This is a genomic window from Halosimplex salinum, assembly GCF_003730195.1.
Taxonomy (GTDB): domain Archaea; phylum Halobacteriota; class Halobacteria; order Halobacteriales; family Haloarculaceae; genus Halosimplex; species Halosimplex salinum.
In genome coordinates this window covers 1-22,905 of sequence record NZ_QWGG01000001.1, presented here as the reverse complement: position 1 = coordinate 22,905, position 22,905 = coordinate 1, and the positions used below count along the sequence as shown (strand labels likewise).

Here is a 22,905-nt window from a genome sequence, read left to right as displayed (position 1 = left end):
CACTAACCGCCAAAAGACTTCCACATAGCGCCTCTGCGCGTGAGATACACCAATGAGCGACAAACCGCACCAGAACTTGGCCATCATCGGCCACGTTGACCACGGGAAGAGCACGCTCGTCGGGCGACTCCTGTACGAGACAGGGAACGTCCCCGAGCACGTGATCGAACAGCACAAAGAAGACGCCGAGGAGAAGGGCAAGGGTGGCTTCGAGTTCGCCTACGTCATGGACAACCTCGCGGAGGAGCGAGAGCGCGGTGTCACCATCGACATCGCCCACCAGGAGTTCGACACCGACGAGTACTTCTTCACCATCGTCGACTGTCCGGGCCACCGCGACTTCGTCAAGAACATGATCACGGGCGCGTCCCAGGCGGACAACGCCGTGCTCGTGGTCGCCGCCGACGACGGCGTCCAGCCGCAGACCCAGGAGCACGTCTTCCTGGCCCGCACGCTGGGCATCGGCGAGATGATCGTCGCCATCAACAAGATGGACCTCGTCGACTACGAGGAAGGTCGCTACCAGGAAGCCGTCGAGGAAGTCACGGACCTGCTCAACCAGGTTCGCTTCGACACGGAGAACGCGAAGTTCATCCCCGTCTCGGCCTTCGAGGGCGACAACATCGCCAGCGAGTCCGAGAACACGGACTGGTACGACGGCGAGATCCTGCTCGAGGCGCTCAACGCGCTGCCCGAGCCGGAGCCGCCGACGGACGCGCCGCTGCGCCTCCCGATCCAGGACGTCTACACCATCTCCGGTATCGGTACCGTCCCCGTCGGACGCGTCGAGACCGGGATGCTCAACACGGGCGACAACGTCTCCTTCCAGCCGTCCGACGTCGGTGGCGAGGTCAAGACCATCGAGATGCACCACGAAGAGGTGCCCCAGGCCGGCCCCGGTGACAACGTCGGATTCAACGTCCGCGGCATCGGCCAGGACGACATCCGCCGCGGCGACGTCTGTGGTCCCGCCGACGACCCGCCGTCGGTCGCCGAGACCTTCCAGGCCCGCATCGTCGTGATGCAGCACCCGTCGGTCATCACGGCCGGCTACACCCCGGTCTTCCACGCCCACACGGCACAGGTCGCGTGTACCATCGAGTCCATCGACCAGAAGATCGACCCCGCGACGGGCGAGGCCGAGGAGGAGAACCCGGACTTCATCCAGAACGGCGACGCCGCGGTCGTCACCATCCGACCGCAGAAACCGCTCAGCATCGAGTCCGCGAGCGAGATCCCGGAGCTCGGGAGCTTCGCCATCCGCGACATGGGCCAGACCATCGCAGCCGGTCAGGTCATGAAGGTCAACGAGCGCGAATAACTCATGCAGCAAGCACGCGTCAGGCTGGCCGGCACCAGTCCCGAAGACCTCGACTCGATCTGCGGCGAGGTCGACGACATCGCCAACAAGACCGGCGTCGAGCTGTCGGGGCCCATCCCGCTCCCGACCAAGACGCTCGAGGTTCCCACTCGCAAGTCCCCCGACGGTGAGGGGACCGCGACGTGGGAGCACTGGGAGATGCGCGTCCACAAGCGTCTCATCGACATCGACGCCGACGAACGCGCACTGCGCCAGCTGATGCGCATCCAGGTCCCGAACGACGTCTCCATCGAGATCGTCCTCGAGGACTGAACCGACCCGGTGGCACGCGCCACCGCAGTCGCCGGACCCCGTCCGTGTGACTGACTCCCGAAGCCGCTCTCACGCGCAGGACTTATCCCGTCCGCGGTGTGAGCGATATACGCGGGCTCGTAGATCAGTGGCAGATCGCTTCCTTCGCAAGGAAGAGGCCCGGGGTTCAAATCCCCGCGAGTCCATTCCCTCACTTCGTTCGGTCATTTCCTCGCGAGGTCTCACTCACTACGTTCGCGAGACCCCCGCGAGTCCATTCCGATCCTCACGCGATTCCGAGATAGTCGAACTGTCCGCAGATTGCGTTCGGATTCTGGATTTCGAGGACGTCCGAGTCTCAGATACCTCCCTCACGGAGATCGACTCCGAAACCGCCGAACGAGAAGTGATTCTGGACGTGCTGTACAACCTGGCGGAGGCGGCGGGGGTCACGTGGTCCTGGCGGGCACGGCCGGTCTGTCGGTTTCGATAGTCGACTTCTCGACGACGAGGCCTTCGAAGGCGAGGACGTCGAGCCCCATCCCGAAGAAGTCCTTCAGCGCCTCCGTCGGCGTCGTGACGATGGGCTCGGCGTGGTCGTTGAACGACGTGTTGAGGAGGACCGGAACGCCGGTGATATCGGCGAACTCCGAGATAAGGCGGTGGTACCGCGGGTTCTGTCGCTGGGCGACAGTCTGCGGGCGTGTCGTGTCGTCGGCCGGGTGCAGAACGGCCTCGATCTCGTCGCGCCTGGCCGGGTCCACGTCGAACGCCGAGATCATGAACGGGGCTGCTTCGCCGTCGACGAGGTACTCGTCTGCTGCCGCTTCCAGCATCGAGGGGGCGAACGGCCGCCATTCCTCGCGGTGTTTGACGAACCGGTTCACACGGTCACGGGACTCGGCGGTCCGCGGATCGGCGAGGATGCTCCGGTTCCCGAGCGCCCGGGGGCCGAGTTCGAGGCGACCGTCGAACCACCCGACCAGATCGCCGTCAGCCAGACGTTCGGCGACGACGCGCTCGGTGTCCTCGGGCTCGCTGTACGGTATCTTGTTCCACTCCAGGAGGTCTCGAATCTCGTCGGCGTCGTACTCCGGGCCGTAGTACACAGTTTCGAGTTGCGGCACTTCCGCGGGGGACCGCTCGAGCAGGCCCGCACCGACGGCGAGGCCGGCGTCGTGCGCCACTGGCTGAACGAAGACGTCGTCGACGGCGTCTGACTCTCGAAGTCGCTTGTTCAGTTTGCAGTTGAGGGCGACGCCGCCGGCGAGCGAGAGGGTATCGCTGCCCACCGTCTCGGTGTACTCCTCGACGATAGCGAGCACCGTCTCCTCGAGGAGTTTTTGCGCGGTGTACGCCAGGTCCTTCTCCCACTGGGTGAACTCCTCCGGCGTCTCGGTCCGGTCGCGGTCGAACGCCGCCTCCAGGCGGCGGACGCCGTGTCCTGTCCCCCATCGACGGGTGAGTTCCGTGACGTCGTAGTCGACGCCCGTGTCGATCAGCGACCGAAGCGTTCGCTCGACAGACGGGTTCTCGTTCCCGTAGGGGGCGAGCCCCATCACCTTCCCCTCGCCGTTGAACATCCGGTAGCCGAGGTACTCGGTGACGATGGCGAAAAAGAGACCGAGGCTGTTGGGGTGCGTATAGGTTCGGACGCGTTCGAGGCCGTCCGCGTCGCCGCACCACACCACCGTCGAGTCGTACTCGCCCTTGGCGTCGACGGTGAGCACGAGCGACTGTTCGAAGCCGGACGGATGGAAGGCGCTCGCGGCGTGACAGGCGTGATGAGACCGCGTCTCGATCGGCGGCACGGAGTCGCCGAGCGCGGCCAGCCTGGACTCGACCTCACGCCTCGGGAAAAACCGGCTCTTCGCCTGGGTCTTCACGAGGGTCTCGACGGACGTGAGCGTCCGGACTGCGCCGTCCACGCGGAACGCGTCCCGCACGTGGTGCGGAATCAGCTTCGACCGGAGGGTCGGGTCGTAGGGCAGAAGCACCCGGTCGACATCCGACAGGGCGAGGTCGCGGTAGTCGAGACACGACTGGATCGCCCGCTCCGGGAACGTGTCGACCGCGTGTTTCTGGCGTGTGAGCCGTTCCTCCTCGATCCCGTACACGAGGCGACCGTCTTCGAAGAGGACGGCGCTCGGGTCGTGCTGTCCGTACAGACCGATCGCCGGCTTGAACGCGAGTGTGTACCCGGACATGCTCAGTGTTCGTTGTCGGGAGCGTTCGCGGTGTGGACGTACACCCAGACGATGTCGCCGTCCTGCAGCGTGTACGAGGTGGGATCGACGGGCGTGGTACGCTGGCGGGCGATGATCTGCGTCGCGTCGGCGGTCTCGCGGTAGGTTCCCGCGAGGGCGTCGCCGGACTCGTACCTGACCACGTGGCCCCCGCCACTGCGGTCGTAGGAGAGGTACGGGACGGTCGCGAGCGCGCGCTCCAGCGTCACCGGATCGCCCGCGCTGTACCAGGTGTAGGGCTCGCCGTCGTCCCGGAACTCGAACCGGTCCGAACCGGCTTGCCGTGCGGCCGATCCGAACTCGAGCCGGCGGTTGTTCACGTCGACGACGAGCTTGCCGCTGCGCTCGTCTGTAGCGGATCCGGTACCCTCCTCGGTCTGGACGGTGACCCAGAAGTTGTCGTCGTGGCGGACCTCGTACGTCGTCGGGTCGATCCGCTCTGTCCCGCGGTGGATCGTGACGTCCGTCCCGGTCCGGGAGGCGTCGTACGCCGTCCCCTCGTAGGTGACGCGGTGCGCGCCGTCGCGTCGTTCGTACCCGATACCCGGTAGCAGGTTCAGGGCCCGCTGGAACGTGACGATCCGCTTCTCGTTACTCCACTCGTTCGGACCGTGTGCCCCGTCGTGGAAGTGGAAGTACACCGTCTCCGGGCGCTCGTCTTCGATGGTGTCCAGGTAGTAGTTCGGCTGGTCGAAGTCGACGAGTTCGCCGTCGATCTCGAAGAAGAGCCGTCCGTGCCAGTGGTCCTGCTTGTATCCGGGCCCGGCATCGGTCGCTGTCGGGGCCGGGGTTTCGGTCTCGGTCGCGGTCGCGGTTCTGGTCTCGGTCGCGGTCCTGGTCATCGACTCGGTCTCCGGGGGCGCGACGGCGCCCTCGGTGTCCGTGGCCGTCGAGTCGCTCCCTGTCGGTGACGAGCGGGTCGACTCCGTGCCCCTCTCGGTGAGGCCGGAACACCCTGCCAGTCCAACGAGGGCCCCGGTGCCGAGCAGTACCCGCCGTCGGGTCACTCGCCGGTCCGTCATCGGTTCGCCCTCGCGTCGAGTGCGTTCGGTCTCCCCTCGCGTGAAGCGCGTGTCTCGGGTGACCCACCGTCCGGGTGGACGTTCCCCACGGGGACGGAGCGGCCCGGCCGTTCAGTCGATCCACGCTCGTCGTTCCATTGGCTGGTCCGCGTCACAGCAATCGGACGGGTATCGCGTCGGGCGGTCACTGTGTCCGGGCAGAGGCGACTGTTCAGAATAAATATGCCAGCGTGTTCGCACTGGCTGCAAACGCTCGGATCGTCCGTGTCCGGGCCAGCGGTCGGACGCGCGATCGACACCTGCCAGCCGGTTCGTCCGATTCGCCGACCGGTTTAGCCGGCGGATAAGTATATCTTCGGCAGTCCCACTCCCTCCCGTGGCCGAAGCAGAGCGACCGGACGATCGGATCATCGACGTGATCAGTGACGACATCGGCAAGCACATCCTCACGGCGACAGACCAGCAGGCGATGTCGGCCCAGCGGCTGGAAGGCCACTGCGACGCATCGCTCGCGACGATCTACCGCCGTATCGAAGACCTGCTCGACGTCGGCCTCCTCCGTGAACGAGTCGAAATCCGGGCCGACGGCAACCACTACAGGCGGTTCGAGTCGAACCTCGACCGACTCGCTGTCACCCTGGAAGACGGGGACCTCGAGATCGACGTCGAACGACGCAACGACGCACCAGACCGCTTCCGCGCTATCTGGGACGCGATGCAATCGGGGTGGAAGTAGTGTTCGTCGGACTCCTTCTCGCGAAAGCTGCCATCGTCTTGCTCGGTCTGTTCGTCGCGTTTCAGGGCTATCGAGCGGCGAAGCGAGAGCGAAGCCAGCGACTGCTCGCGGTGGCCGGCGGGTTTACGTTCCTGAGCGTCGGCTCGGTCCTCGAGGGGATCTGTTACAACGTGTTCCAGCTATCGACGCTACATTCGGGCCTGATCCAGACGTGTTTCGTCGGACTGGGGATGACGTTCATCGCCCTCTCCCTGTTCGTCCCGGGAGTAGCCGCCGAGACGCCCGACGGCGTTCAGCGGCAGGCCGACTAGCATCGCGGCCGGAAACCCTCGACGAATCCGGATCGACCTTCGTCGGCCGGCGACAGACGGCCTTCGACTGTCGGGCCGAGATGTCGCTGTCCTTCGACCCAGTCGACGGCGACGAGGCCGGCCTCGCAGTGGTAGCCAACGAACGGCACCGCTATCAACTCGGCGTGACCCGTCGGAACGGTCGGCGGGAAGCCGTCGTCCGTCTCCGTATCGGAGACGCGACGGAAGTGGTCGGACGCACCCCGGTCGGGGCATCGACCGACCTGACTGTGGCGGCCGATACCGACGAGTACCGCTTCCGCGTAGACGGCGAAGAACTCGCTTCGGGGGCGGCTCGCTCCCTCTCGACGAAGGTGACCACCGGGTTCACGGGCGTCTTCCTCGGTCCCTGCGCGACCGGGCACGGAACCACGTGCGAGTCGGATGCGGTGGTCGAACGCTTCGTCTACGAATCCTGAAACACCAGGATCGTGGACGATGCAGCCGAAAACGAGGCAATCGCGCGTCTACGCGGCCGAGCAATGCCGAATGATTTTTCTTTTCCGACCGTGAGAACCTGACAGATGAGTGGACAGACGCAGATCCCGGAGGAGTGGGAGCGCGGATTCGTCGAGACGAACGGCATCGAGCTGCACTACTGTCGCACTGGCGGGTCGGGTCCGCCGTTCGTCGTCTCCCACGGCTTCACCGACGACGGGTACTGTCGGCTCGACCTCGCCCGTGAACTCGGAGCCGAGTTCGACGTGGTGCTGTACGACGCTCGCGGGCACGGCCGTTCCGACGCCCCCGACGGGGGGTACGGCCCACCCGAGCGTGCTGCGGACCTGCTCGGACTGCTCGATGCGCTCGCGCTCGAGGACCCGATCCTGTTCGGCCACTCCATGGGTGCCGACACGGTCACGGTGGCCGCGACCCGCCGACCAGACCGACCGCGCGCCGTCGTCCTTGAGGACCCGGTCTGGATGCTCGACGGGGTCAACGACGACGTAGTCGAAGACAGCCCGGACGAGAACATCGAAGCACAGGTCGCGGAGTGGCAGGACAGCAGCGTCGAGGAACTGCTCGAGTCCGACACGATGTTCCGGGACCTCGCCGAGCGCGGACAGCCTGACCTCGCGCGCCGAGTGGCCGAAGCCAGGCGCCGGCTCCGACCCGAGATATCCCGCATGTTCGAGGACGGACTCGCCGACCCCACCGAGCGGTACGGCGACATCGAGGCGCCGACGCTGATCCTGAAAGCCGACGCGGACGAGGCGGAACGCGAGCGGGAACGGGAGATAGCCGACTTCCTCCCGGACGGGCGACTCGCGCACGTGGACGGCGCCGGACACTGCGTCTTCTGGGACGAGCGAGAGCGTGCGACCGAGGAACTCCGGGCGTTCCTCACGACGGTTTGACGATCCCCGGACCGTGAGCCTCGACCGGCGAACCGGGATTCGATCTCTAAACCTTTAGTATCTTATACTATATTGTTCGTGATAGAATGGCTGATACTACTATCGAGAAGGGAATCCCCTACGCGGAGCGTGAGAGCGGTGACATGAAACTCGATCTCTACCTGCCGGACCGCGAGAACCCGCCGCTCGTCGTCTACGTCCACGGCGGCGGCTGGATCGCGGCGACGCGCTCGAACATTCCCGACCCCGAGCAGTACGCCGCCGAGTGGGGGTGCGCTATCGCCAGCGTCAGCTACCGCCTCCAGGAGGCCCCCGAGCGGGCGGCCGTCGAAGAGATGTACGACCCGGCGAACCCCACCCCACGGGGTCGCTTCCCCGACCACTTCGTCGACGTGAAAGCCGCGATCCGGTGGCTTCGAGCCCACGCCGGCGAGTACGGCTACGATGCCGACCAGATCGCCGCGTGGGGCTCCTCCGCGGGTGGGCACCTCGCCCTCCTCGCGGGCGTCGTCGACGACGTCACCGACCTCGGAGACGCCTACGCCGACGAGGTCGAGAAGACCGTCGCGCCCGACGAATCCGGTGCCGTACAGGCCGTCGTCAGCTGGTACGGCGCCGCCGACTTCAGGCTCGTCGAGGACGAGAGCGACGGGACGGAAGAAGGCGAGGGACTCATTCCGCTGTTGCTGGGCGGCCCCCAGTCCGAACACCCCGAGCGGTGGGCACAGGCCAGTCCCGTCACGCACGTCACGCCCGAGAGCCCGCCGGCGCTGTTGATGCACGGCCGCCGGGACGAGGTGGTGGACGTCGAACACAGCCGCCAGTTTTTCGACGCCCTGGAGAACGCCGGTGTGAACGCGGTCTTCTACGAGTTACACGACCTGAACCACGTCTGGGTCGAGAGCGTCGAAGACATCGAGTCCGAACGCGTGGCGATGGACCTGCTGGCGGCGGACCCGACACACGCCCAGTCGGTCTACGAGGCGACACACGTCGAGGAAGGCGGGTCGCCCGAGCCCGTTTTCGCGGACCTCCCGCCCGCGGGTCCCGATGCTATCCGGCAGTTTCTCGAACGAACCATCGAGTGAGGGGCGCTCGGTAGAACCGCGCCTCGCTTCGCTCGGTGCGGATGCGAAACCCATCTAGCGCTCTGTTCCGACAGGCGTCGATGGAGCGATATCACCCGACCGCACTACTCGTCACCGTCGATCCGATTCCACTGAGTTGCCGTACGGCCGCACATCCCGCCACCGCGCACAGTCGAGGTTGAGCCCGTACAGTCAGCAGCCCGCCAATCACAGACCGTTCCGTCGTGACTCACACGACGTGACCCGACCGTTACGTCCCGCAAAGGCACGCCAACCACAATATTTCTTATATAAATTTCCGCCCCTTTCGTAGAACACCGGACGGGAGTCGGATCCCCTTCCATGCCACCACATGTATAAGAACAATTATACACACACGCTGTGGCAGTGATCGACAGTCACAGGATCGGACTCGCGTCCGGTCTCGATCCGCAACCCCCTATCACTTCCACTGCAGATCCGGTCGCTGTCGTGCGATTCTAGCGGAAGGCGAACTACTTTCACTCTGGTCCACCTACGTTTAAGAGGTAATCGCCGTATGAACGGAACGCACGGTTACACAGCGAGTGATGCCTGTAGCGGCGCGAATGCTCGACATTCAGACACTTGAGGAACCCGACAAATTCCCGCAACCAAAGGGTTATTTGGGACCGAAACAAACAGAAATTCCGTCACAAATGATAGGTATGACGCCACAGCGGTCACGCTCTCGATCCGGCGCCGGAATCGCCAGTGGGAGGGGTACGACACATGAGTAACGCCGATCTCGGAGTCGGCGACATCGACCTGCCGATCAAGCGCACCGAGGGGGACACGCTCGAGGAGCGCCTGACGGGCAACGCGTATCACAATATTCTACCTGCGCGCTATCTGCGCAAGGACGCCAACGGGGACCCCGTCGAGGAGCAGGAGGACCTGTTCGACCGCGTCGCGAAGAACATCGCGCTCGCCGAAGCGGTGTACGAGGCCGAGAACCGCGACGTCGAAGTCACGGTCACGCCCGACCAGCTCAAGCCCGACCACCCGCGCCGGGACGAGCTCGCCGAGGAAGTGTTCGGCAAGGGGACCACCGTCGACGACGACGCCGAGACGACGCTGGACCAGTACAACGTCAACAAGTTCGCCTACGACACGGTCGTCCCGGAACTCCCGGACGGCGTCCGTGACCACGTCGAGGAGACGGCCGCGGAGTTCCAGACGCTGATGGAGGATCTCTCCTTCATGCCGAACTCGCCGACGCTGATGAACGCCGGCGACGAACTCCAGCAGCTCTCGGCCTGTTTCGTCGACTCGCCCGAGGACGACATCACGAACATCCACCAGACCGCCAAGGAGGCCGCGGAGGTCTTCCAGTCCGGCGGCGGCATGGGCTACGCCTTCTGGCGACTCCGACCGTACGGGGACGCCGTCGGCTCCACCGGCGGTATCGCCTCGGGACCCATCACGTTCATGCGCACGTTCGACCAGATGTGCGAGACGATCGCCCAGGGCGGCGCACGCCGCGGCGCCCAGATGGGCGTCATGCGCGTCTCCCACCCCGACGTCATCCAGTTCATCCACGCGAAGAACAAGGACGTCTCGCTGGCGCACACGCTTCGCCTGAACGACCCCGACGACTTCACGCACAACTCCTTCGCCGACGCGCTGGAGGAGGCTCGCGAACTCATCGACGACGACGGGAAGGTCCCGAAACACCTCCGTAACGCCGTCGAGGGCCACCTCTCGAACTTCAACATCTCCGTCGGCATCACCGACGACTTCATGGAGGCCGTCAAGGCCGACGAGGAGTACACCTTCACCAACCCGCGGACGGAGGAACCTCACGTCGCCACCGCCGAGACGAAGGAACTGTACGAGATGTTCGACCTCGGCGACCACGTCGAGGTCGGCGAAGTGCTCTCGGTCCCCGCACGGAAGATCTGGGAGCGTATCGTCGACGGCGCCCACGAGAACGGCGAGCCGGGCGTCATCTACCTCGAGCGAGTGAACAAGGAACACTCCTTCGACGTGGAGGAGCACCCGGACCACCGCATCCTCGCGACGAACCCCTGCGGCGAGCAGCCCCTCGAGGAGTACGAGGCCTGCAACCTCGGGCACATCAACCTCTCGACGCTCGCGGCCCGCGACGCGCCGGACTGGCGCGTCTGGTCGGAGGAACACGCCGACGAGTACGACTCCCTGGAGGACGCGGTCGACGCCTTCCTCGCGGAAGCTATCGACTTCGACTCGTTCGATTACCGCATCGAGATGGGGACCCGGTTCCTCGAGAACGTGGTCACGATGTCCGACTTCCCGGTCCCGAAGATCGAAGAGACCGTCCGGGAGATGCGCAAGATCGGCCTCGGCGTCATGGGCCTCGCACAGCTGTACATCCAGCTCGGCATGAAGTACGGCGACGACGTCTCCAACGAGGTCGCCCGCCAGCTCATGCGCCACATCAACCACGAGTCCAAGTGGGCGAGCCACGAGCTCGCCGAGGACCGCGGCGCCTTCGCCGAGTGGGACAACTCCAAGTACGCGAACCCCACCGAGTACCGCGAGTGGTTCGAGAAACAGACCGGCCTCGACGCCGACGAGTGGGCCGAGGGCTTCGCGCTGCGCAACCACAACACGACGACCATCGCGCCGACGGGCACGACCTCGATGGTCGGCAACACCACGGGCGGCTGTGAGCCCATCTACAACGTCGCCTACTACAAGAACGTCTCCGACGACGTCCAGGGCGACGAGATGCTCGTCGAGTTCGACGACTACTTCCTCCGCGTGCTTGAGGAGAACGACCTCGACATCGACGCCGTGAAGGAAGAGGCCCAGGAGCAGATGGCCAACAACGAGTTCGACGGCGTCGACGGTCTGACGACCGTCCCCGACGCGGTCGGTGAGCTGTTCGTCACCACGGGCTCGCTCTCCGCGAAGGAACACGCGGGCATCCAGGTCGCCTGCCAGGAGGGCGTCGACTCCGCCATCTCCAAGACCGTGAACGCCCCGAACGACTCGACGACCGAGGACGCCGCGGAGGTCTTCGAGTACATCTACGACCACGGCGGCAAGGGCGTCACGTACTACCGCGACGGCACCCGCTCGAAGCAGGTGCTCACCACGCGCGCCCAGAACGCCGAGTTCTCCGAGATGGACGCCAGCGAGGTCGTCGCCCAGATCGAGGAGGTCTTCGGCGGGCTCGACGCCTTCCTCGAGGAGGACGCGGTGCAGACGGCCGTCGCCGAGGAGACCGAGCAGTTGCTCGGTGCCGCCGACGGCGACCGCCCTGAGTACGCCCAGAAGCGCTCGCGCCCGGACGTGCTCCACGGCGTCACCCAGCGCATCGACACCGGCTACGGGAAGCTCTACGTCAACATCAACGAGGACCCCGAGGCCGAGCGCCCCTTCGAGCTGTTCGCCAACATCGGCAACTCCGGCGGGTTCACCGCTTCCTTCACGGAGGCGCTGGCCAAGACCATCTCGACGGCCCTGCGCGCGGGCGTCGATCCCCACGAGATCGCCGACGAACTCCAGGGCATCCGCTCGCCGAAGGTCGCCTGGGACAAGGGCGAACAGATCCAGTCCATCCCGGACGCCATCGGCACGGCCCTGCGTCGCTACCTCGACGACGAGATCGACAAGGGCTACCCCCAGCAGGCGACGCTGGAGGAGACCGCCGAGGAGCGCGAGGCGCGAAGCGCCTCGGAACGCGCGAGCGAGGACGACAGCAACCCCAACCAGGACGTTGGGGCCGCGGAACCCGAGACCGACGGCGGTGCGTCCGTGTCCATGGACGCCAGACCCGGCAGCGATGCGGGCGAGCCCGGTCCCGAGGGCGCGCAGGCCGACGAGGACGCCCAGCAGGAGCTGATCGAGGCTGGCGAGAGCCCCGAGTGTCCGGAGTGTAGCTCGCTCTCGCTGTACTACTCCGAAGGCTGCAAGACCTGCGAGTCCTGCGGCTGGTCGGAGTGCTGAGCTGAATGACCGAGGCCGCCGCGTCGCCGCTGACGCGGGGCCTCCGCTGGCTGCGAACCGTCCCCGCGACCATCTCTCTCTGTCTGCTCTTCGCGCTCGTTTTCGCCGCCGAGTGGTACGTCTGGCGGACCTTCGGCTACGCGACGTTCGTCGACCTGTTCGTCGCCACGCCCGAGCCGTCGCCGGGCTGGCTGCTCGCGCCGCTCGCGCACCTGCCGACCGGCTACCGGCACCTCGCGTCGAGTGTCGTCCAGTTGCTCCTGTTCGGCGGCATCGTCGAGCGCCGACTGGGCCGGCGGCAGTACCTCGCTCTCGTCGCCGCGTCGGGCCTCGCGACGACCGCCGCACAGGTGGCGTCGTACGTCGCGCTCGGCGCCACCGGTCGAGGGGTCGGCACGCTGGGCGCGAGCGGCATCGTCCTCGCGATGACCGCGCTCGTCGTCGTCGACAGCGTCCGATATCGGCTGGCGACGGGCGACTGGCAGGGAGACGTGACCTGGGTCTGGGTGCTGCTCGGGAGCGTTATCGTCGCCCAGGCCGTCTTCGGCCTCCTGAGCCTCGTGCTGGGGACGGCTACCGTCGGCGTCGTGGGCCACCTGACCGGCGTCGCTATCGGCCTCGGATACGGGCTCGTCCGGCCGACCGGTGCCGTCCTGTTCTCGGGTGACACCGCCCGGTTCGGATAGCGCGCGCCGCCCGCCGGCTGCTCCTCCCGGACTTCGCCCACCGGAAGATGAAAGACGGCGGTCGCGTAAGGGTGGCCAATGGCCGGTGAGACGCTGTCGCGTCGCCTCGAAGCGCGCGTGTCGCCGATGGGAGCGCTGGTGGTCGCCATCCTCGCGGTGTCGACCAGCGCGATTCTCGTCCGCTGGAGCGGCGCGCCCCCGAGCGTAGCGGCCTTCTACCGCGTCCTCTTCACGGTGGGGCTGCTCGCGCCGCTCGCCTTCTCGAAACACGGCGAGGACCTGCGCTCGCTGGGGCGACGGGACGCGCTCGCCGCGGGCGTGACCGGCGTCGCGCTGGCGGTCCACTTCGCCGCGTGGTTCCAGTCTATCGAGTGGACGAGCGTCGCGGCGTCGGTGACGCTCGTCCAGTCGCAGCCGCTGTTCGTCGCCGTCGGCGCCGCCGTCTACCTGAACGAGCGACTCACCGTCCCGAAGGTCGCCGGGCTCCTCGTCGCGGTGGCGGGCGCCGTCGTCATGTCCGCGGGCGAGTTTCTCACCGGCGGGCTGGTCGGCCCGCGGCCGCTGGCGGGGAACGCGCTCGCGATACTCGGTGCGGTGATGATGGCCGTCTACGTCCTCGCCGGGCGGTCGCTCCGCTCGCGAGTCGCGCTCGTGCCGTACGTCACGGTCGTCTACTCGGCCTGTACCGTCGCTCTACTCGTGATCCTGCTGGCACAGGGCGACAGTCTCGTCGGCTACGAGCCGCGGGAGTGGGTCCTGTTCCTCGCGATGGCCGTCGGCCCCGGCGTGTTCGGTCACACCGTCATCAACTGGGCGCTCGAGCACGTCGAGTCGTCGGTGGTGAGCGTCTCGCTGCTCGGCGAACCCGTCGCGAGCACGCTGCTCGCGCTCGTCTTGCTGGCGGAAGTCCCCGGAACGTGGACGGTCGCGGGCGGCGTGGTCGTGCTGGGGGGAATCTATCTCACGTCGCGTTCGCGAACGGAGTGAGGCGCGAACCGCCGAGCGGGCCGTCACTGCGCGTTCAGGCCGCGTGTTTCTCGATCTCGCCTTTGACGGCCGCGCCGTCGAAGTCGTGTTCCGGGCGGATGTTGACGAAGTCGAGGAAGTCGCGGGCGTCGAGCAGTTCGTCGGGGTCGTGGACTTCGAGCGCGGCGGCGACGGCCTCGCGGGCGCCGACGAGCGGTTCGAGCGCGCCCAGCGCGCAGGCCGTGTCGTAGGCGCGAGCGTCCTCGATAGCGTCGTCGCGGACTTTCGTCGCGTCGATGAAGTAGAGGTTCCCGCCGGAGACGAGGACGTTCTCGCGCTGGAGGTCGCCGTGCGCGAGGTTGTTGTCGTGCATCCGCTCCAGGTTCTCGAACAGGTCGACCGCGTGCTCGCGGACCTCTTCGGGCGGCAGTTCGTCCAGCGACCGGAAGTCGGGGAGGTACTCCAGCACCATCACCGCGACGTCGTCGTACTCGAAGGCCTCCTTCGGTTCCGGGGCGTTGACGCCGATCTCCCGCATGCGTTCGTTGGCCTCCAGTTCGTGCTCGGCCATCTCGATGGGCGTGTCGAAGCGTTCGAAGAAGCCCTCCGTGCCCGAGGAGAAGGCGCCGAGGTTGCGTCCGGCCGTCAGGAGCGCGTGGACCAGCGAGTTCTGCTCGGTGACGACCTTGACGAACAGTCGGTCGTTCACGACGCAGGGGGTCGACAGCCAGTTGTCGGCCTCGAGGAAGACGACTCTGGCCGTCTCCAGCCCGTAGCGGTCCATCACCTCGCGGACCGCGCCTTCGAGCGTCGGCCAGGGGACCGTCCCCCGGAGAAATCGCCGAAACGCCATCTGTCCGCCGAGTCACGCTCCACGGGTTTAGTGGTTCTGTCACACGTGTCGACCGGCGGCGAGGTCCCGGCGGCGCCCCGCCCCCGACACAGCCTTTATTCCGATTCTCGGCAATACTTGCGTATGGACTTCACCCTCCCCGACGAGCACCGGATGATCCGGGAGACGGTGCGCGACTTCTGCGAGGAAGAGATCGCTCCCATCGCGCAGGACATCGAGGACGAACACCGCTACCCAGCGGAGGTGTTCGACGAACTCGCACGGCTCGACGTGATGGGCGTCCCCATCTCCGAGGAGTACGGCGGGCTGGGCGGCGACCAGCTTATGTACGCGCTGGTCACCGAGGAACTGGGGCGGGTGTCGGGTTCGATCGGGCTCTCCTACGCGGCGCACGTCTCGCTGGCGAGCAAACCCATCGAGCTGTTCGGCACCGAGGAGCAGAAAGAGCGGTGGCTCCGCCCGCTGGCGACCGGCGAGTACGTCGGGTCGTGGGCGCTCACGGAACCCGGGTCCGGATCCGACGCGTCGGACATGGACACCACTGCTGAACGGAACGGCGACGAGTGGGTGCTGAACGGGACGAAGCAGTTCATCACGAACGCCAACGTCGCGGGCTCGGTCTTGGTGAAGGCGGTCACCGAACCCGGTGCGGGCTACGACGGCATCTCGACCTTTATCGTCGACCCGGAGGACGACGGGTTCGAGATATCGGCCGTGTGGGACAAGATGGGGCTCAACGCCTCGCCGACGTGCGAGATCACGCTCTCGGACGTGCGGATCCCCGAGGACCGCATCCTCGGCGAGCCCGGCGAGGGCTGGGACCAGACGAAGAAGACGCTCGACGGCGGCCGGATCTCCATCGCGGCGCTCTCGGTCGGGCTCGCACAGGGAGCCTTCGAGGCGGCGCTCTCCTACGCGAAGGAGCGCGAGCAGTTCGGCCAGCCCATCGGCGAGTTCGACGCCGTCCGGGACATGCTCGTCGCGATGGACCGCAAGATCGAACGGGCGCGCCTGCTCACCCACAAGGCCGCCGTGAAGTACGACGAAGGGGAGGACGTGACGCGCCTGTCCTCGATGGCGAAACTCGACGCCTCGGAGATATCCCGGGAGGTCGCCGAGGACGCCGTACAGGTGCTGGGCGGCTACGGCTACACCACCGACTTCGCCCCCCAGCGCTTCTTCCGCGACGCCAAACTCATGGAGATCGGCGAGGGGACGAGCGAGATCCAGCGGCTCGTCCTCGGCCGCGAACTCGGCCTGTAGTCGCCCCGTCGCGCGCCCGCTCGTCCGGACTTCGGTGCCACCTCGGTTCCACCCCGGAGAGATTTCGGACTGAGTTCGGAAAAATATCATCAATCCTATTGGAGTCGGTTCGATCATGGAGCCCACCCGACGCCAGGTGCTGGCGGCGACCGTAACGACCGTCACGCTCGCCGACTGTGGCGGTGACGACGACGCGACAGAGACACCCGACGACGGGGCCGCCGGGCCGGGGGCGGAGACGCAGACGACCGAAACGCCGACCGAGACGCCGACGGAATCGGCGACCGCGACACCTACCGAGACGCCCAGGGCGACGACGGAGCCAGCGACCGAAGCGGCCGACGCGCTCGTCCGGGTCGACTCCCATCCCGATCTCGGGGAGATCCTCGTCGACGGCGAGGGGATGACGCTGTACATGTTCGACTCGGATACGCGGGGAGAGGGCGCGAGCACGTGCTACGACGGCTGTGCAGAGGCGTGGCCGCCGCTCACCGTCGAAGACGCGTCCGCGGTGAGCGCTGGATCCGAGGTGTCCGCGGAGGTGACGACGTTCGAACGCGAGGACGGGTCAGTGCAGGTCGCGGCGGACGGCTGGCCGCTGTACTACTTCGCCAGCGACGAGGAGCCCGGCGACGCCAACGGGCAGGGAGCGAACGACGTGTGGTGGGTGCTCCGGCCCGACGGGACGGTCGTCCGGCCCGACGGGCCGGAGACGGCCACAGGCGACGGGACGGAGACGGCCACAGGCGACGACGGGGCCGGTTCGGAGACGGACTCGGACGACGACGGAGACGGGTACGAATACCCCCCGATCGAGTGACGGAGACCGGTGTCGGCCGGTCGAGAGGCTCCCGTCACCACTCCGATTCGAGCAGGCCGTAGCGGATGGTGTCGACGTACTCGCCGTGCATGTACGCCTGTTCGCGCAGGACGCCCTCGCGCTCGAAGCCGACCTTCTCGAGGACGCGGGCCGACCCCTCGTTGAACTCGAACACGCGGGCGTGGACCCTGTGTAGTCGCCGCTCGGCGAAGGCGTACTCGACGACCCGCTCGACGGCCGCGGTGGCGTAGCCGTTGCCCCACGCCTCGGGCGCGAAGAAGTAGCCCACTTCGGCGTTGCCGAACTGCTCGTCGACGTCCACGAGGTCGACGACGCCGACGCGGTCGCTGTCGTCCGGGGAGGCGAGGCGTTCGCCGTCCGCTGGATCGTCCGCAACGTCGCCGGCACAGACGACGAACGGGACCACGTCGTCGTCGGCCTCGACGCGGAACTCGCGCTCCTCGTCGTGGCGTTTCGGCCGGGCGATCGAGAGCCCGTGCCGGACTTCGGGGTCGTTCACGAGGCGCGTACAGAAGTCCACGTCGGACTCCTCGACGGGGTGGAGCGTCACGCCGTCGCCGCGGAGGAAGACGGGGCCCGGCACCCGTCAGGCCTCCCGGTCGCCAGCGAGCAGGCCGTACCGCTCCACGTCGACCCGACGGCCGCGGGCGAACGCCTGGTCCCTGAGCGTTCCCTCGTGCTCGAAGCCGGCCTTCTCCAGGACGCGCACCGAGGCGTCGTTGAACGCGAGCACGCGCGCCCAGACCTTGTCGAGTCGGCGCTCGGCGAAGCCGTACTCGGTCATCCGCTCGACGGACTCGGTGGCGTAGCCGTTGCCCCAGTGGTCGGGGTGGAAGAAGTACGCGAGTTCGGCGACGCCCCACTCCTCGCTGACGCCGCGGTAGCTGATCGTCCCGACCCGCTCGCCGTCGACCCGCATCAGGAACTGGACGCCGTCCTCGCCGAGCGATTCGAACCACTCGCGCTCGTCGGCCATGCTGGTCGGGTCCGTCGCAGCCAGTCCCTCACGCACGTCCGGGTCGTTGATGATCTCCTGCAGGAACGGCAGGTCGTCCTCCGCCACGGGGTGGAAGGTCACCCGTTCGGCCGTCATGAACACCGGTCCGCTCATGTCCGTCGGCACTCGCCGGCGACTCTTGAGCGTTGTTCCGGTGTGGGTCGGAGTCGCACGCTACGGGAGGTCGCGGATCCGGGCGAGCATCTCGTCGAGGTTGGTCGGACAGGCGGCCAGCGAGTAGCCGTCGATGCGGGCGAGGTCGTCAGCGTGTTCCCAGACGCTCTCGTCGTCGAGGCCCTGGAGGACGACGGCGTTGGGCGTCGGGTTCAACACTCTGAGCGCGACCATCGCGCCCTCGCCGCTGGTGACGTTCGTGAACACGAGCGCGCGGTTGGTCGACTGGCCGTACAGTCGGTAGAACTCCTCGGAGGAGAGCCGCGAGATGGCCTGAATGCTGTCGATGACCGTGTGGCCGGCGACGGTGTCCTGCGAGCCGCCGACGATCTCGGTGGCGCCGATGGCCTCGTAGAAGTCGTCGACGGCGACGGCGGCCGGGTACTCACGGAGGTCCTGGACGATCTCGGCGTCGAAGCCCGCCGAGAGGACCCGGGCGTGCTGTCGGATGTGGCTCCCGCCGCGGCGCTCGTCGATGTCGAGCATCGCCTCGACGGTCCGCTTGACGACGCCGATCCCCGGGCTCTCGCGGCGGCCGCTCTCGTAGTCGGAGACGACCGACGGCGAGACGTCGAGTTCGGCCGCGAGTTCCGTCTGTGCCACTTCGAAGTCCGTACGCCACTTGCGGAGCGTCCCGCCGGGGTCGTCGCTGAGAGCGATCTCGCCGGCGATCTTCTCCGCCAGTTCGCGACGCTGTCCCTGGCCCATTTGGCAAGTGATCGACGACTGTCGACAAAAGGGTGTCGGACCGCCGGAACCCGGAGAGAGCGACCGGGGACCCGTCGGACCGGTCCGTCCTACTCCGCGGAGAGGTGCCCGCCGACCAGCCCGCCGACGGCGCCGAACACGAACGGGTAGACGGCTCCCGCCAGCAGGGCGCCGGTGACGAGGTTCGGGCCCGCCGTCGCGTCGCCGACCGAGACGGCGAAGAGGAACACGCCGAGCACCGACAGCGGGAGGTACCCGAGGACGACGCCGGCACCGTTTCGCGCCGCGGTCGTCGGGTCCGCGGCGGTGTTCCAGGCGGCGGCGACGCCGGCCGCGACCAACAGGACCGGCGGGACCACGAACAGCGCGGTCAGCGCCGCTTCCTCGCTCCCGGCGACGAAGTTCTGTGACGTCTGGCCGAACAGCCCGGGGATCTTGACGGTGACGTTGTGCGCGTTGTAGAAGATCCACCCGACGAGCTTCCACGTGACGTTCTCGTTCGTCAGCGCCTCCAGAACCCCCGACCCGAGCGAGTTCTCGATCTCGCTCGCGTTGAGGAGGTAGACGACGAGATAGCCGACGACCCACGCCGCGATTCCCCCTGCGAGACCGCCTCCGGCGACCCGTTTCGTGTCTGCCATGCCCGGTCGGTAACGCTCCGTCGGAAAGTGCTTTCTGTTGTTCCGACGACGACCGTTCCGAGTTCCACCGGAGCCGTTCCCGGTCCCACCGGCGCCGTTCCGGCGCTGGCGGTCGGTAACTGGCGCGGTCGCAGAGGGGAGCCCGCCGGTACTCGCCGCATACCTTAGTCCGCGGGCGACGGGCGTCGCGGCATGGTCGCGTCCGTCGCGCACGCGGTTGCCCAGACCGCGACGCCGACACCGTCACCGACGCCCGGCGTCGGCCCCGACGAACTCGTCGACTTCGCGCCGACGGTCGTCCGCGGAGCGTGGTTCGTCGTCGGTACTATCGTCGTCCTCCTCCTCGGCTGGTACCTCCTCGAACCCGCTATCAGTCGCGTCGTCCGCCGCCGCAACCGCGACAACCCGACCATCCAGGACGCGATCACTCGATACGTCCGCGTGCTCGTCGTCCTGCTCGCGCTCGTCGTCGGCGCCGGCGTAGCGGGGTACGCGAACGTCCTCACGGGCTCGGCGCTCGTCGTCGCCGCGGGGACGCTCGCGGTCGGCGTCGCCGCGCAGAGCGTCGTCGGCTCGCTCGTCAGCGGCCTCGTCCTCGTGTTCGACCCCGAGTTCAGCGTCGGCGATTACATCCAGTGGGAGGACGGCGAGGGGACCGTCGAGGCGATAACCCTCCGGGTCACCCGCGTCGAGAACCCCGACGGCGCGCTCGTGACCGTCCCGAACACCATCCTCACCGGACAGCCGATCACCCGTCCGTTCGGCCGGAACCGCTATCGCGTCGTCCAGCGGGTCGACATCGACTACGCCGACGACCCCGACGAGGCCGCCGCGCTCCTCGTCGACGTCGCCCGCGAACTCGACGCGGTGGTCACCGACCCGGAACCGGTGGCCTTCGTCGACGAACTCGGCGACGACGCCGTCGTCCTCCGCGTCCACTTCTGGCTGACAGACGTCCGTCAGGCCGAGGTGCTCTCGGCTCGCTCGGCGTTCGCGACGGCGGTCACCGAGCGGTTCGAGGCCGCCGACATCACGATCAGTCCGGCGCCGGAACAGGAGCTTCAGGGTCGGATCGCCGTCGACGACGGCGGCTGAAGCGCTCAGTCGTCTGCGGGCGTGGCGGTCGACTCGGGGCCCTCGTCGGCGGGGCGCTCGTCGCTGACCGGCCAGCTGAGCTGGACCGTCCACCGGCGACCGTCCGCCTCGTTCTCGACGGACTCGAGGAGCTGGACCGGTCCCTCCGGCCGCGGTGGCCCCGCCTCGTCGGACCCGACGTTCGCGGCGTCGTAGCGAGCGGTCACTCGTTCGTCGAGTCCGCGGAGGTAGGCACCGAGCTGCTCGCGGGTGAACGTGGCTTCCCGTACGGTCTGAGGGTCGGGCGCCCCCCGGCCGCCCCCCCCCGGGCGGGCGGGGGGGGGGGGGGGCCCCCCCCGGGGGGGGGGGGGCCCCCCCCCCCCCCCCCCCCGCCGCCGGGGCGGCCGGAGGAGTGGTCGCCCGTGACTGCATTTATCACCGCGCCGAGCAGGAGGACCAGCGCCGAGAAGTAGAGGTACGTGACGACGACGATGACGCCGCCGAAGAAGCTGCCCGACCCCGGGTCGCTGAACGCGAGATACACCTGGAAGAGGCTCTGGAAGGCCGCCCAGCCGACCGCGGCGAACGCCGCGCCCGGCAAGACGTCCCTGATCCCGAGGTCCGCGTCGGGGAAGACGTAGTACATCGGGAGGAAGGCCAGGAGGAGGCCGCCGAGCAGGACGAGCGGCGACGTGTAGCTGAGCAGCGGGACCGTGTCCGCGAACAGCGCCACCGCGGCGCTGACGCCGACCGTCGCCAGCACCGCGAGGACGAGCGCGACGAAGACGACCAGCCCGTCCCGCAGTTTGTCGAGGAACGAGTTCCTCCCGGTCGTCTCGTAGATCTCCGAGAAGGCGGTGTCGAGGCCGCGGAAGATCTTGAGCGCTCCCCAGATCAGCACGACGAGCCCGATCACGGAGGCGCCGCCGGCCGACGGGTCCCCCGCGAACAGTTCCGCGACCACCTCCGCGATCGGACCGGGGAGCCACTCCTGGGCCGCTGAGACGACACGGTCCTCGAGTCCCCCGCCGACGACGTTGAGCGCGATGAAGAGGACGAACAACAGCGGCGCCAGCGAGATGAAGGCGTTGTACGCCAGCCCGGCGGCCATGAACGTGACGTTCTTCTCGGAGACGTCGGCGAACACTCGCTTCACGAATCGACGGGCGTCTGCGAGCGTGACCATACGCTCCCTTGGAGTCTCGGCCGGAAAACCGGCCCGCCGGCGGGCGCGTGGTGGTGAGATTGCGGGGATGGGCGTCCATCGACAGATGGGTAAGCTCTGTCGCCGTGGGAACATTGACCAGTTTCCCTCTCGTATTCGAGCGTGTGACAGAGGCGACGCTGGACGACTGTGGGCGATTGAAGCTCCCTAGAGAGAGCAGAGAGCAGTACGGCGAACGCTATCGGATCGTCGAGTTACACAGCGGGATCAAGCTGGTACCGGTCGCTGACGACCCGCTCTCGGCGCTCCGCGAGGAGTTCGCCGACGTCGACCGATCGGCCGACGAACTCCCTGAGTCAGCGCGCGGAGACGCGCTTGACGAGGCCGGTCGCTGAATGTACGTCGAGGCCGACTTCCTGCTCGCGCTGATCAAAGACGAGGACTGGCTCGGCGACGCCGCGGAAACGGTGTATTACGAGCATTCCGAAGACCTGTGGACCTCCCAGTTCACGCTCGTCGGACTCCTCCTCGTGGCCTACTGGGAGGACCGTTTCACCGGAAGTATCATCTATCTGCTCGTCGCGCTTAGTTTCGGCATCCCTTACGTCGCAGGGATTCTTGCTGGATTCCTATTCTGGTCCGAACTCCTACCCTTGCGCTTCATTTTCTGATTGCGGACGGAGATACACATTAGCAAGCACCGCCCTATGTCGCGACCGAGGCGGTATAGTGCGTAACTGCCGACCTATAAGAAGAGTGGCTGTTATGCGTCCACCAGTCGTTCCGCAGTTGTCTCGCCGATGCCGTCGAGTTGACACAGCTCCTCAACTGAGGCCGCACGAACATCTTCAATTGACTCGTAGCCGTTATCATTCAGTGTCTCAACTAATCCGTTGCTGATTCCCTTAATATCTGACAGCTCTGTATTTTTAATGTCCTGCTCCCGCATCTCAACCGGGTTTAGATAGTTCCCGAAGGCGTCAATAACCATTTCACGGAACTGATCACGGATTTCTTCTTCACGAGAAGGGTCAAAGGTGGCTTGGTCATCCGTCTTTAGTTAGGAGACGAACCACGTGACAGCGGCGGCTTATCGAGGCATCTTTTTGAGAGCAATGAGGAGGCAACGGCTGTGTCCACCAATGCCTCCTCATCCCGGCTTATGCGTCGG

Annotated in this window: 25 protein-coding genes and 1 tRNA gene; 16 read left to right on the top strand and 10 right to left on the bottom strand. The window is 67.0% G+C overall.

Annotation, left to right across the window (positions count from 1 at the left end):
* Positions 1 to 52 precede the first annotated feature (52 nt).
* From tuf to D1409_RS00120, 3 genes are all read left to right on the top strand, one after another.
* Positions 53 to 1,321, top strand: a complete 1,269-nt coding sequence (gene tuf / locus D1409_RS00130; RefSeq protein ID WP_123532857.1) for a translation elongation factor EF-1 subunit alpha — start codon at positions 53 to 55, stop codon at positions 1,319 to 1,321.
* A 3-nt stretch (positions 1,322 to 1,324) separates the two neighbouring features.
* Entirely contained in the window at positions 1,325 to 1,633 is a 309-nt protein-coding gene (gene rpsJ / locus D1409_RS00125; RefSeq protein ID WP_123532855.1) for a 30S ribosomal protein S10, read from the top strand.
* A 113-nt stretch (positions 1,634 to 1,746) separates the two neighbouring features.
* Positions 1,747 to 1,818, top strand: a tRNA-Ala gene (locus D1409_RS00120).
* Between the two features lie 243 nt (positions 1,819 to 2,061).
* Here D1409_RS00120 and D1409_RS00115 read toward each other — a convergent pair.
* Together D1409_RS00115 and D1409_RS24180 are read right to left on the bottom strand one after the other, a co-directional pair.
* Positions 2,062 to 3,819, bottom strand: a complete 1,758-nt coding sequence (locus D1409_RS00115) for a carbamoyltransferase family protein (protein WP_123532853.1) — start codon at positions 3,817 to 3,819, stop codon at positions 2,062 to 2,064.
* 2 nt (positions 3,820 to 3,821) lie between these two features.
* On the bottom strand, positions 3,822 to 4,880 hold the full coding sequence (locus D1409_RS24180; protein WP_164471513.1) for a hypothetical protein: 1,059 nt from the start codon (positions 4,878 to 4,880) through the stop codon (positions 3,822 to 3,824).
* A 376-nt stretch (positions 4,881 to 5,256) separates the two neighbouring features.
* On the opposite strand from D1409_RS24180, the gene D1409_RS25325 reads away from it, so the two are divergent.
* From D1409_RS25325 to D1409_RS00065, 8 genes are all read left to right on the top strand, one after another.
* Positions 5,257 to 5,616, top strand: a complete 360-nt coding sequence (locus tag D1409_RS25325; RefSeq protein WP_235853465.1) for a helix-turn-helix domain-containing protein — start codon at positions 5,257 to 5,259, stop codon at positions 5,614 to 5,616.
* On the top strand, positions 5,616 to 5,927 hold the full coding sequence (locus D1409_RS25320; RefSeq protein ID WP_123532849.1) for a DUF7521 family protein: 312 nt from the start codon (positions 5,616 to 5,618) through the stop codon (positions 5,925 to 5,927). Before D1409_RS25325 ends, D1409_RS25320 begins: the two co-directional genes overlap by 1 nt.
* A complete protein-coding gene (locus tag D1409_RS25315; protein WP_235853464.1) occupies positions 5,828 to 6,385 on the top strand; it encodes a beta-xylosidase family glycoside hydrolase in 558 nt (185 codons plus the stop codon). The genes D1409_RS25320 and D1409_RS25315 overlap by 100 nt, the downstream gene beginning before the upstream one ends.
* A gap of 105 nt (positions 6,386 to 6,490) precedes the next feature.
* Entirely contained in the window at positions 6,491 to 7,324 is an 834-nt protein-coding gene (locus D1409_RS00085) for an alpha/beta fold hydrolase (RefSeq protein WP_123532847.1), read from the top strand.
* A gap of 86 nt (positions 7,325 to 7,410) precedes the next feature.
* Positions 7,411 to 8,412 carry an alpha/beta hydrolase gene (locus D1409_RS00080; protein WP_123532845.1) on the top strand — a complete coding sequence of 334 codons (1,002 nt, stop codon included), beginning with the start codon at positions 7,411 to 7,413 and terminating at the stop codon, positions 8,410 to 8,412.
* A gap of 750 nt (positions 8,413 to 9,162) precedes the next feature.
* On the top strand, positions 9,163 to 12,366 hold the full coding sequence (locus tag D1409_RS00075) for an adenosylcobalamin-dependent ribonucleoside-diphosphate reductase (protein WP_123532843.1): 3,204 nt from the start codon (positions 9,163 to 9,165) through the stop codon (positions 12,364 to 12,366).
* A 5-nt stretch (positions 12,367 to 12,371) separates the two neighbouring features.
* Complete coding sequence (locus D1409_RS00070; protein ID WP_123532841.1) at positions 12,372 to 13,052, top strand: rhomboid family intramembrane serine protease; 681 nt, start codon at positions 12,372 to 12,374, stop codon at positions 13,050 to 13,052.
* 78 nt (positions 13,053 to 13,130) lie between these two features.
* Positions 13,131 to 14,039 (top strand): DMT family transporter, encoded by a 909-nt coding sequence (locus D1409_RS00065; RefSeq protein ID WP_123532839.1) that lies wholly within the window; start codon positions 13,131 to 13,133, stop codon positions 14,037 to 14,039.
* Positions 14,040 to 14,073: 34 nt separating this feature from the next.
* On the opposite strand, the gene D1409_RS00060 is transcribed toward D1409_RS00065, so the two are convergent.
* Positions 14,074 to 14,871, bottom strand: a complete 798-nt coding sequence (locus D1409_RS00060; protein WP_123532837.1) for an RIO1 family regulatory kinase/ATPase domain-containing protein — start codon at positions 14,869 to 14,871, stop codon at positions 14,074 to 14,076.
* Positions 14,872 to 14,994: 123 nt separating this feature from the next.
* Here D1409_RS00060 and D1409_RS00055 point away from each other — a divergent pair, with 123 nt between their 5' ends.
* Positions 14,995 to 16,134: an acyl-CoA dehydrogenase family protein gene (locus D1409_RS00055; RefSeq protein WP_123532835.1), complete on the top strand. Its 1,140-nt coding sequence runs from the start codon at positions 14,995 to 14,997 to the stop codon at positions 16,132 to 16,134.
* A gap of 115 nt (positions 16,135 to 16,249) precedes the next feature.
* Positions 16,250 to 16,954: a COG4315 family predicted lipoprotein gene (locus D1409_RS00050; RefSeq protein ID WP_123532834.1), complete on the top strand. Its 705-nt coding sequence runs from the start codon at positions 16,250 to 16,252 to the stop codon at positions 16,952 to 16,954.
* Positions 16,955 to 16,988: 34 nt separating this feature from the next.
* Here D1409_RS00050 and D1409_RS00045 read toward each other — a convergent pair whose 3' ends face one another.
* From D1409_RS00045 to D1409_RS00030, 4 genes are all read right to left on the bottom strand, one after another.
* The gene (locus tag D1409_RS00045) at positions 16,989 to 17,558 is read right to left on the bottom strand and encodes a GNAT family N-acetyltransferase (RefSeq protein ID WP_123532832.1); all 570 of its coding nucleotides are present in this window, start codon (positions 17,556 to 17,558) and stop codon (positions 16,989 to 16,991) included.
* Positions 17,559 to 17,561: 3 nt separating this feature from the next.
* The gene (locus D1409_RS00040) at positions 17,562 to 18,086 is read right to left on the bottom strand and encodes a GNAT family N-acetyltransferase (protein WP_123532830.1); all 525 of its coding nucleotides are present in this window, start codon (positions 18,084 to 18,086) and stop codon (positions 17,562 to 17,564) included.
* A 60-nt stretch (positions 18,087 to 18,146) separates the two neighbouring features.
* Positions 18,147 to 18,854 carry a helix-turn-helix domain-containing protein gene (locus D1409_RS00035; RefSeq protein ID WP_123532828.1) on the bottom strand — a complete coding sequence of 236 codons (708 nt, stop codon included), beginning with the start codon at positions 18,852 to 18,854 and terminating at the stop codon, positions 18,147 to 18,149.
* Between the two features lie 89 nt (positions 18,855 to 18,943).
* The gene (locus D1409_RS00030; RefSeq protein ID WP_123532826.1) at positions 18,944 to 19,495 is read right to left on the bottom strand and encodes a transporter; all 552 of its coding nucleotides are present in this window, start codon (positions 19,493 to 19,495) and stop codon (positions 18,944 to 18,946) included.
* 192 nt (positions 19,496 to 19,687) lie between these two features.
* Between D1409_RS00030 and D1409_RS00025 the strand changes: the two genes are divergently transcribed.
* The gene (locus D1409_RS00025; RefSeq protein WP_123532824.1) at positions 19,688 to 20,590 is read left to right on the top strand and encodes a mechanosensitive ion channel family protein; all 903 of its coding nucleotides are present in this window, start codon (positions 19,688 to 19,690) and stop codon (positions 20,588 to 20,590) included.
* A gap of 5 nt (positions 20,591 to 20,595) precedes the next feature.
* Here the strand turns inward: D1409_RS00025 and D1409_RS25310 are convergent, their stop codons facing one another.
* Together D1409_RS25310 and D1409_RS00020 are read right to left on the bottom strand one after the other, a co-directional pair.
* On the bottom strand, positions 20,596 to 20,796 hold the full coding sequence (locus tag D1409_RS25310; protein ID WP_235853463.1) for a hypothetical protein: 201 nt from the start codon (positions 20,794 to 20,796) through the stop codon (positions 20,596 to 20,598).
* Positions 20,793 to 21,755, bottom strand: a complete 963-nt coding sequence (locus D1409_RS00020) for a YihY/virulence factor BrkB family protein (protein WP_235853462.1) — start codon at positions 21,753 to 21,755, stop codon at positions 20,793 to 20,795. Before D1409_RS00020 ends, D1409_RS25310 begins: the two co-directional genes overlap by 4 nt.
* 143 nt (positions 21,756 to 21,898) lie before the next feature.
* On the opposite strand from D1409_RS00020, the gene D1409_RS00015 reads away from it, so the two are divergent.
* Together D1409_RS00015 and D1409_RS00010 are read left to right on the top strand one after the other, a co-directional pair.
* Positions 21,899 to 22,129 carry an AbrB/MazE/SpoVT family DNA-binding domain-containing protein gene (locus D1409_RS00015; protein WP_123532822.1) on the top strand — a complete coding sequence of 77 codons (231 nt, stop codon included), beginning with the start codon at positions 21,899 to 21,901 and terminating at the stop codon, positions 22,127 to 22,129.
* Complete coding sequence (locus tag D1409_RS00010) at positions 22,130 to 22,405, top strand: hypothetical protein (protein WP_123532820.1); 276 nt, start codon at positions 22,130 to 22,132, stop codon at positions 22,403 to 22,405.
* Positions 22,406 to 22,497: 92 nt separating this feature from the next.
* Here D1409_RS00010 and D1409_RS00005 read toward each other — a convergent pair whose 3' ends face one another.
* Positions 22,498 to 22,725, bottom strand: a complete 228-nt coding sequence (locus D1409_RS00005; RefSeq protein WP_123532818.1) for a helix-hairpin-helix domain-containing protein — start codon at positions 22,723 to 22,725, stop codon at positions 22,498 to 22,500.
* Between the last annotated feature and the right edge of the window lie 180 nt (positions 22,726 to 22,905).

Coding starts and splice junctions, on each gene's coding strand:
- D1409_RS00010 (WP_123532820.1), top strand. CDS start 22,130: ATGTACGTCGAGGCCGACTTCCTGCTCGCGCTGATCAAAGACGAGGAC.
- D1409_RS00075 (WP_123532843.1), top strand. CDS start 9,163: ATGAGTAACGCCGATCTCGGAGTCGGCGACATCGACCTGCCGATCAAG.
- D1409_RS00070 (WP_123532841.1), top strand. CDS start 12,372: ATGACCGAGGCCGCCGCGTCGCCGCTGACGCGGGGCCTCCGCTGGCTG.
- D1409_RS00050 (WP_123532834.1), top strand. CDS start 16,250: ATGGAGCCCACCCGACGCCAGGTGCTGGCGGCGACCGTAACGACCGTC.
- D1409_RS24180 (WP_164471513.1), bottom strand. CDS start 4,880: ATGACGGACCGGCGAGTGACCCGACGGCGGGTACTGCTCGGCACCGGG.
- tuf (WP_123532857.1), top strand. CDS start 53: ATGAGCGACAAACCGCACCAGAACTTGGCCATCATCGGCCACGTTGAC.
- D1409_RS00005 (WP_123532818.1), bottom strand. CDS start 22,725: ATGGTTATTGACGCCTTCGGGAACTATCTAAACCCGGTTGAGATGCGG.
- D1409_RS00085 (WP_123532847.1), top strand. CDS start 6,491: ATGAGTGGACAGACGCAGATCCCGGAGGAGTGGGAGCGCGGATTCGTC.
- D1409_RS00060 (WP_123532837.1), bottom strand. CDS start 14,871: ATGGCGTTTCGGCGATTTCTCCGGGGGACGGTCCCCTGGCCGACGCTC.
- D1409_RS00055 (WP_123532835.1), top strand. CDS start 14,995: ATGGACTTCACCCTCCCCGACGAGCACCGGATGATCCGGGAGACGGTG.
- D1409_RS00115 (WP_123532853.1), bottom strand. CDS start 3,819: ATGTCCGGGTACACACTCGCGTTCAAGCCGGCGATCGGTCTGTACGGA.
- D1409_RS00040 (WP_123532830.1), bottom strand. CDS start 18,086: ATGAGCGGACCGGTGTTCATGACGGCCGAACGGGTGACCTTCCACCCC.
- D1409_RS00020 (WP_235853462.1), bottom strand. CDS start 21,755: ATGGTCACGCTCGCAGACGCCCGTCGATTCGTGAAGCGAGTGTTCGCC.
- D1409_RS00035 (WP_123532828.1), bottom strand. CDS start 18,854: ATGGGCCAGGGACAGCGTCGCGAACTGGCGGAGAAGATCGCCGGCGAG.
- rpsJ (WP_123532855.1), top strand. CDS start 1,325: ATGCAGCAAGCACGCGTCAGGCTGGCCGGCACCAGTCCCGAAGACCTC.
- D1409_RS00025 (WP_123532824.1), top strand. CDS start 19,688: ATGGTCGCGTCCGTCGCGCACGCGGTTGCCCAGACCGCGACGCCGACA.
- D1409_RS00080 (WP_123532845.1), top strand. CDS start 7,411: ATGGCTGATACTACTATCGAGAAGGGAATCCCCTACGCGGAGCGTGAG.
- D1409_RS00030 (WP_123532826.1), bottom strand. CDS start 19,495: ATGGCAGACACGAAACGGGTCGCCGGAGGCGGTCTCGCAGGGGGAATC.
- D1409_RS00065 (WP_123532839.1), top strand. CDS start 13,131: ATGGCCGGTGAGACGCTGTCGCGTCGCCTCGAAGCGCGCGTGTCGCCG.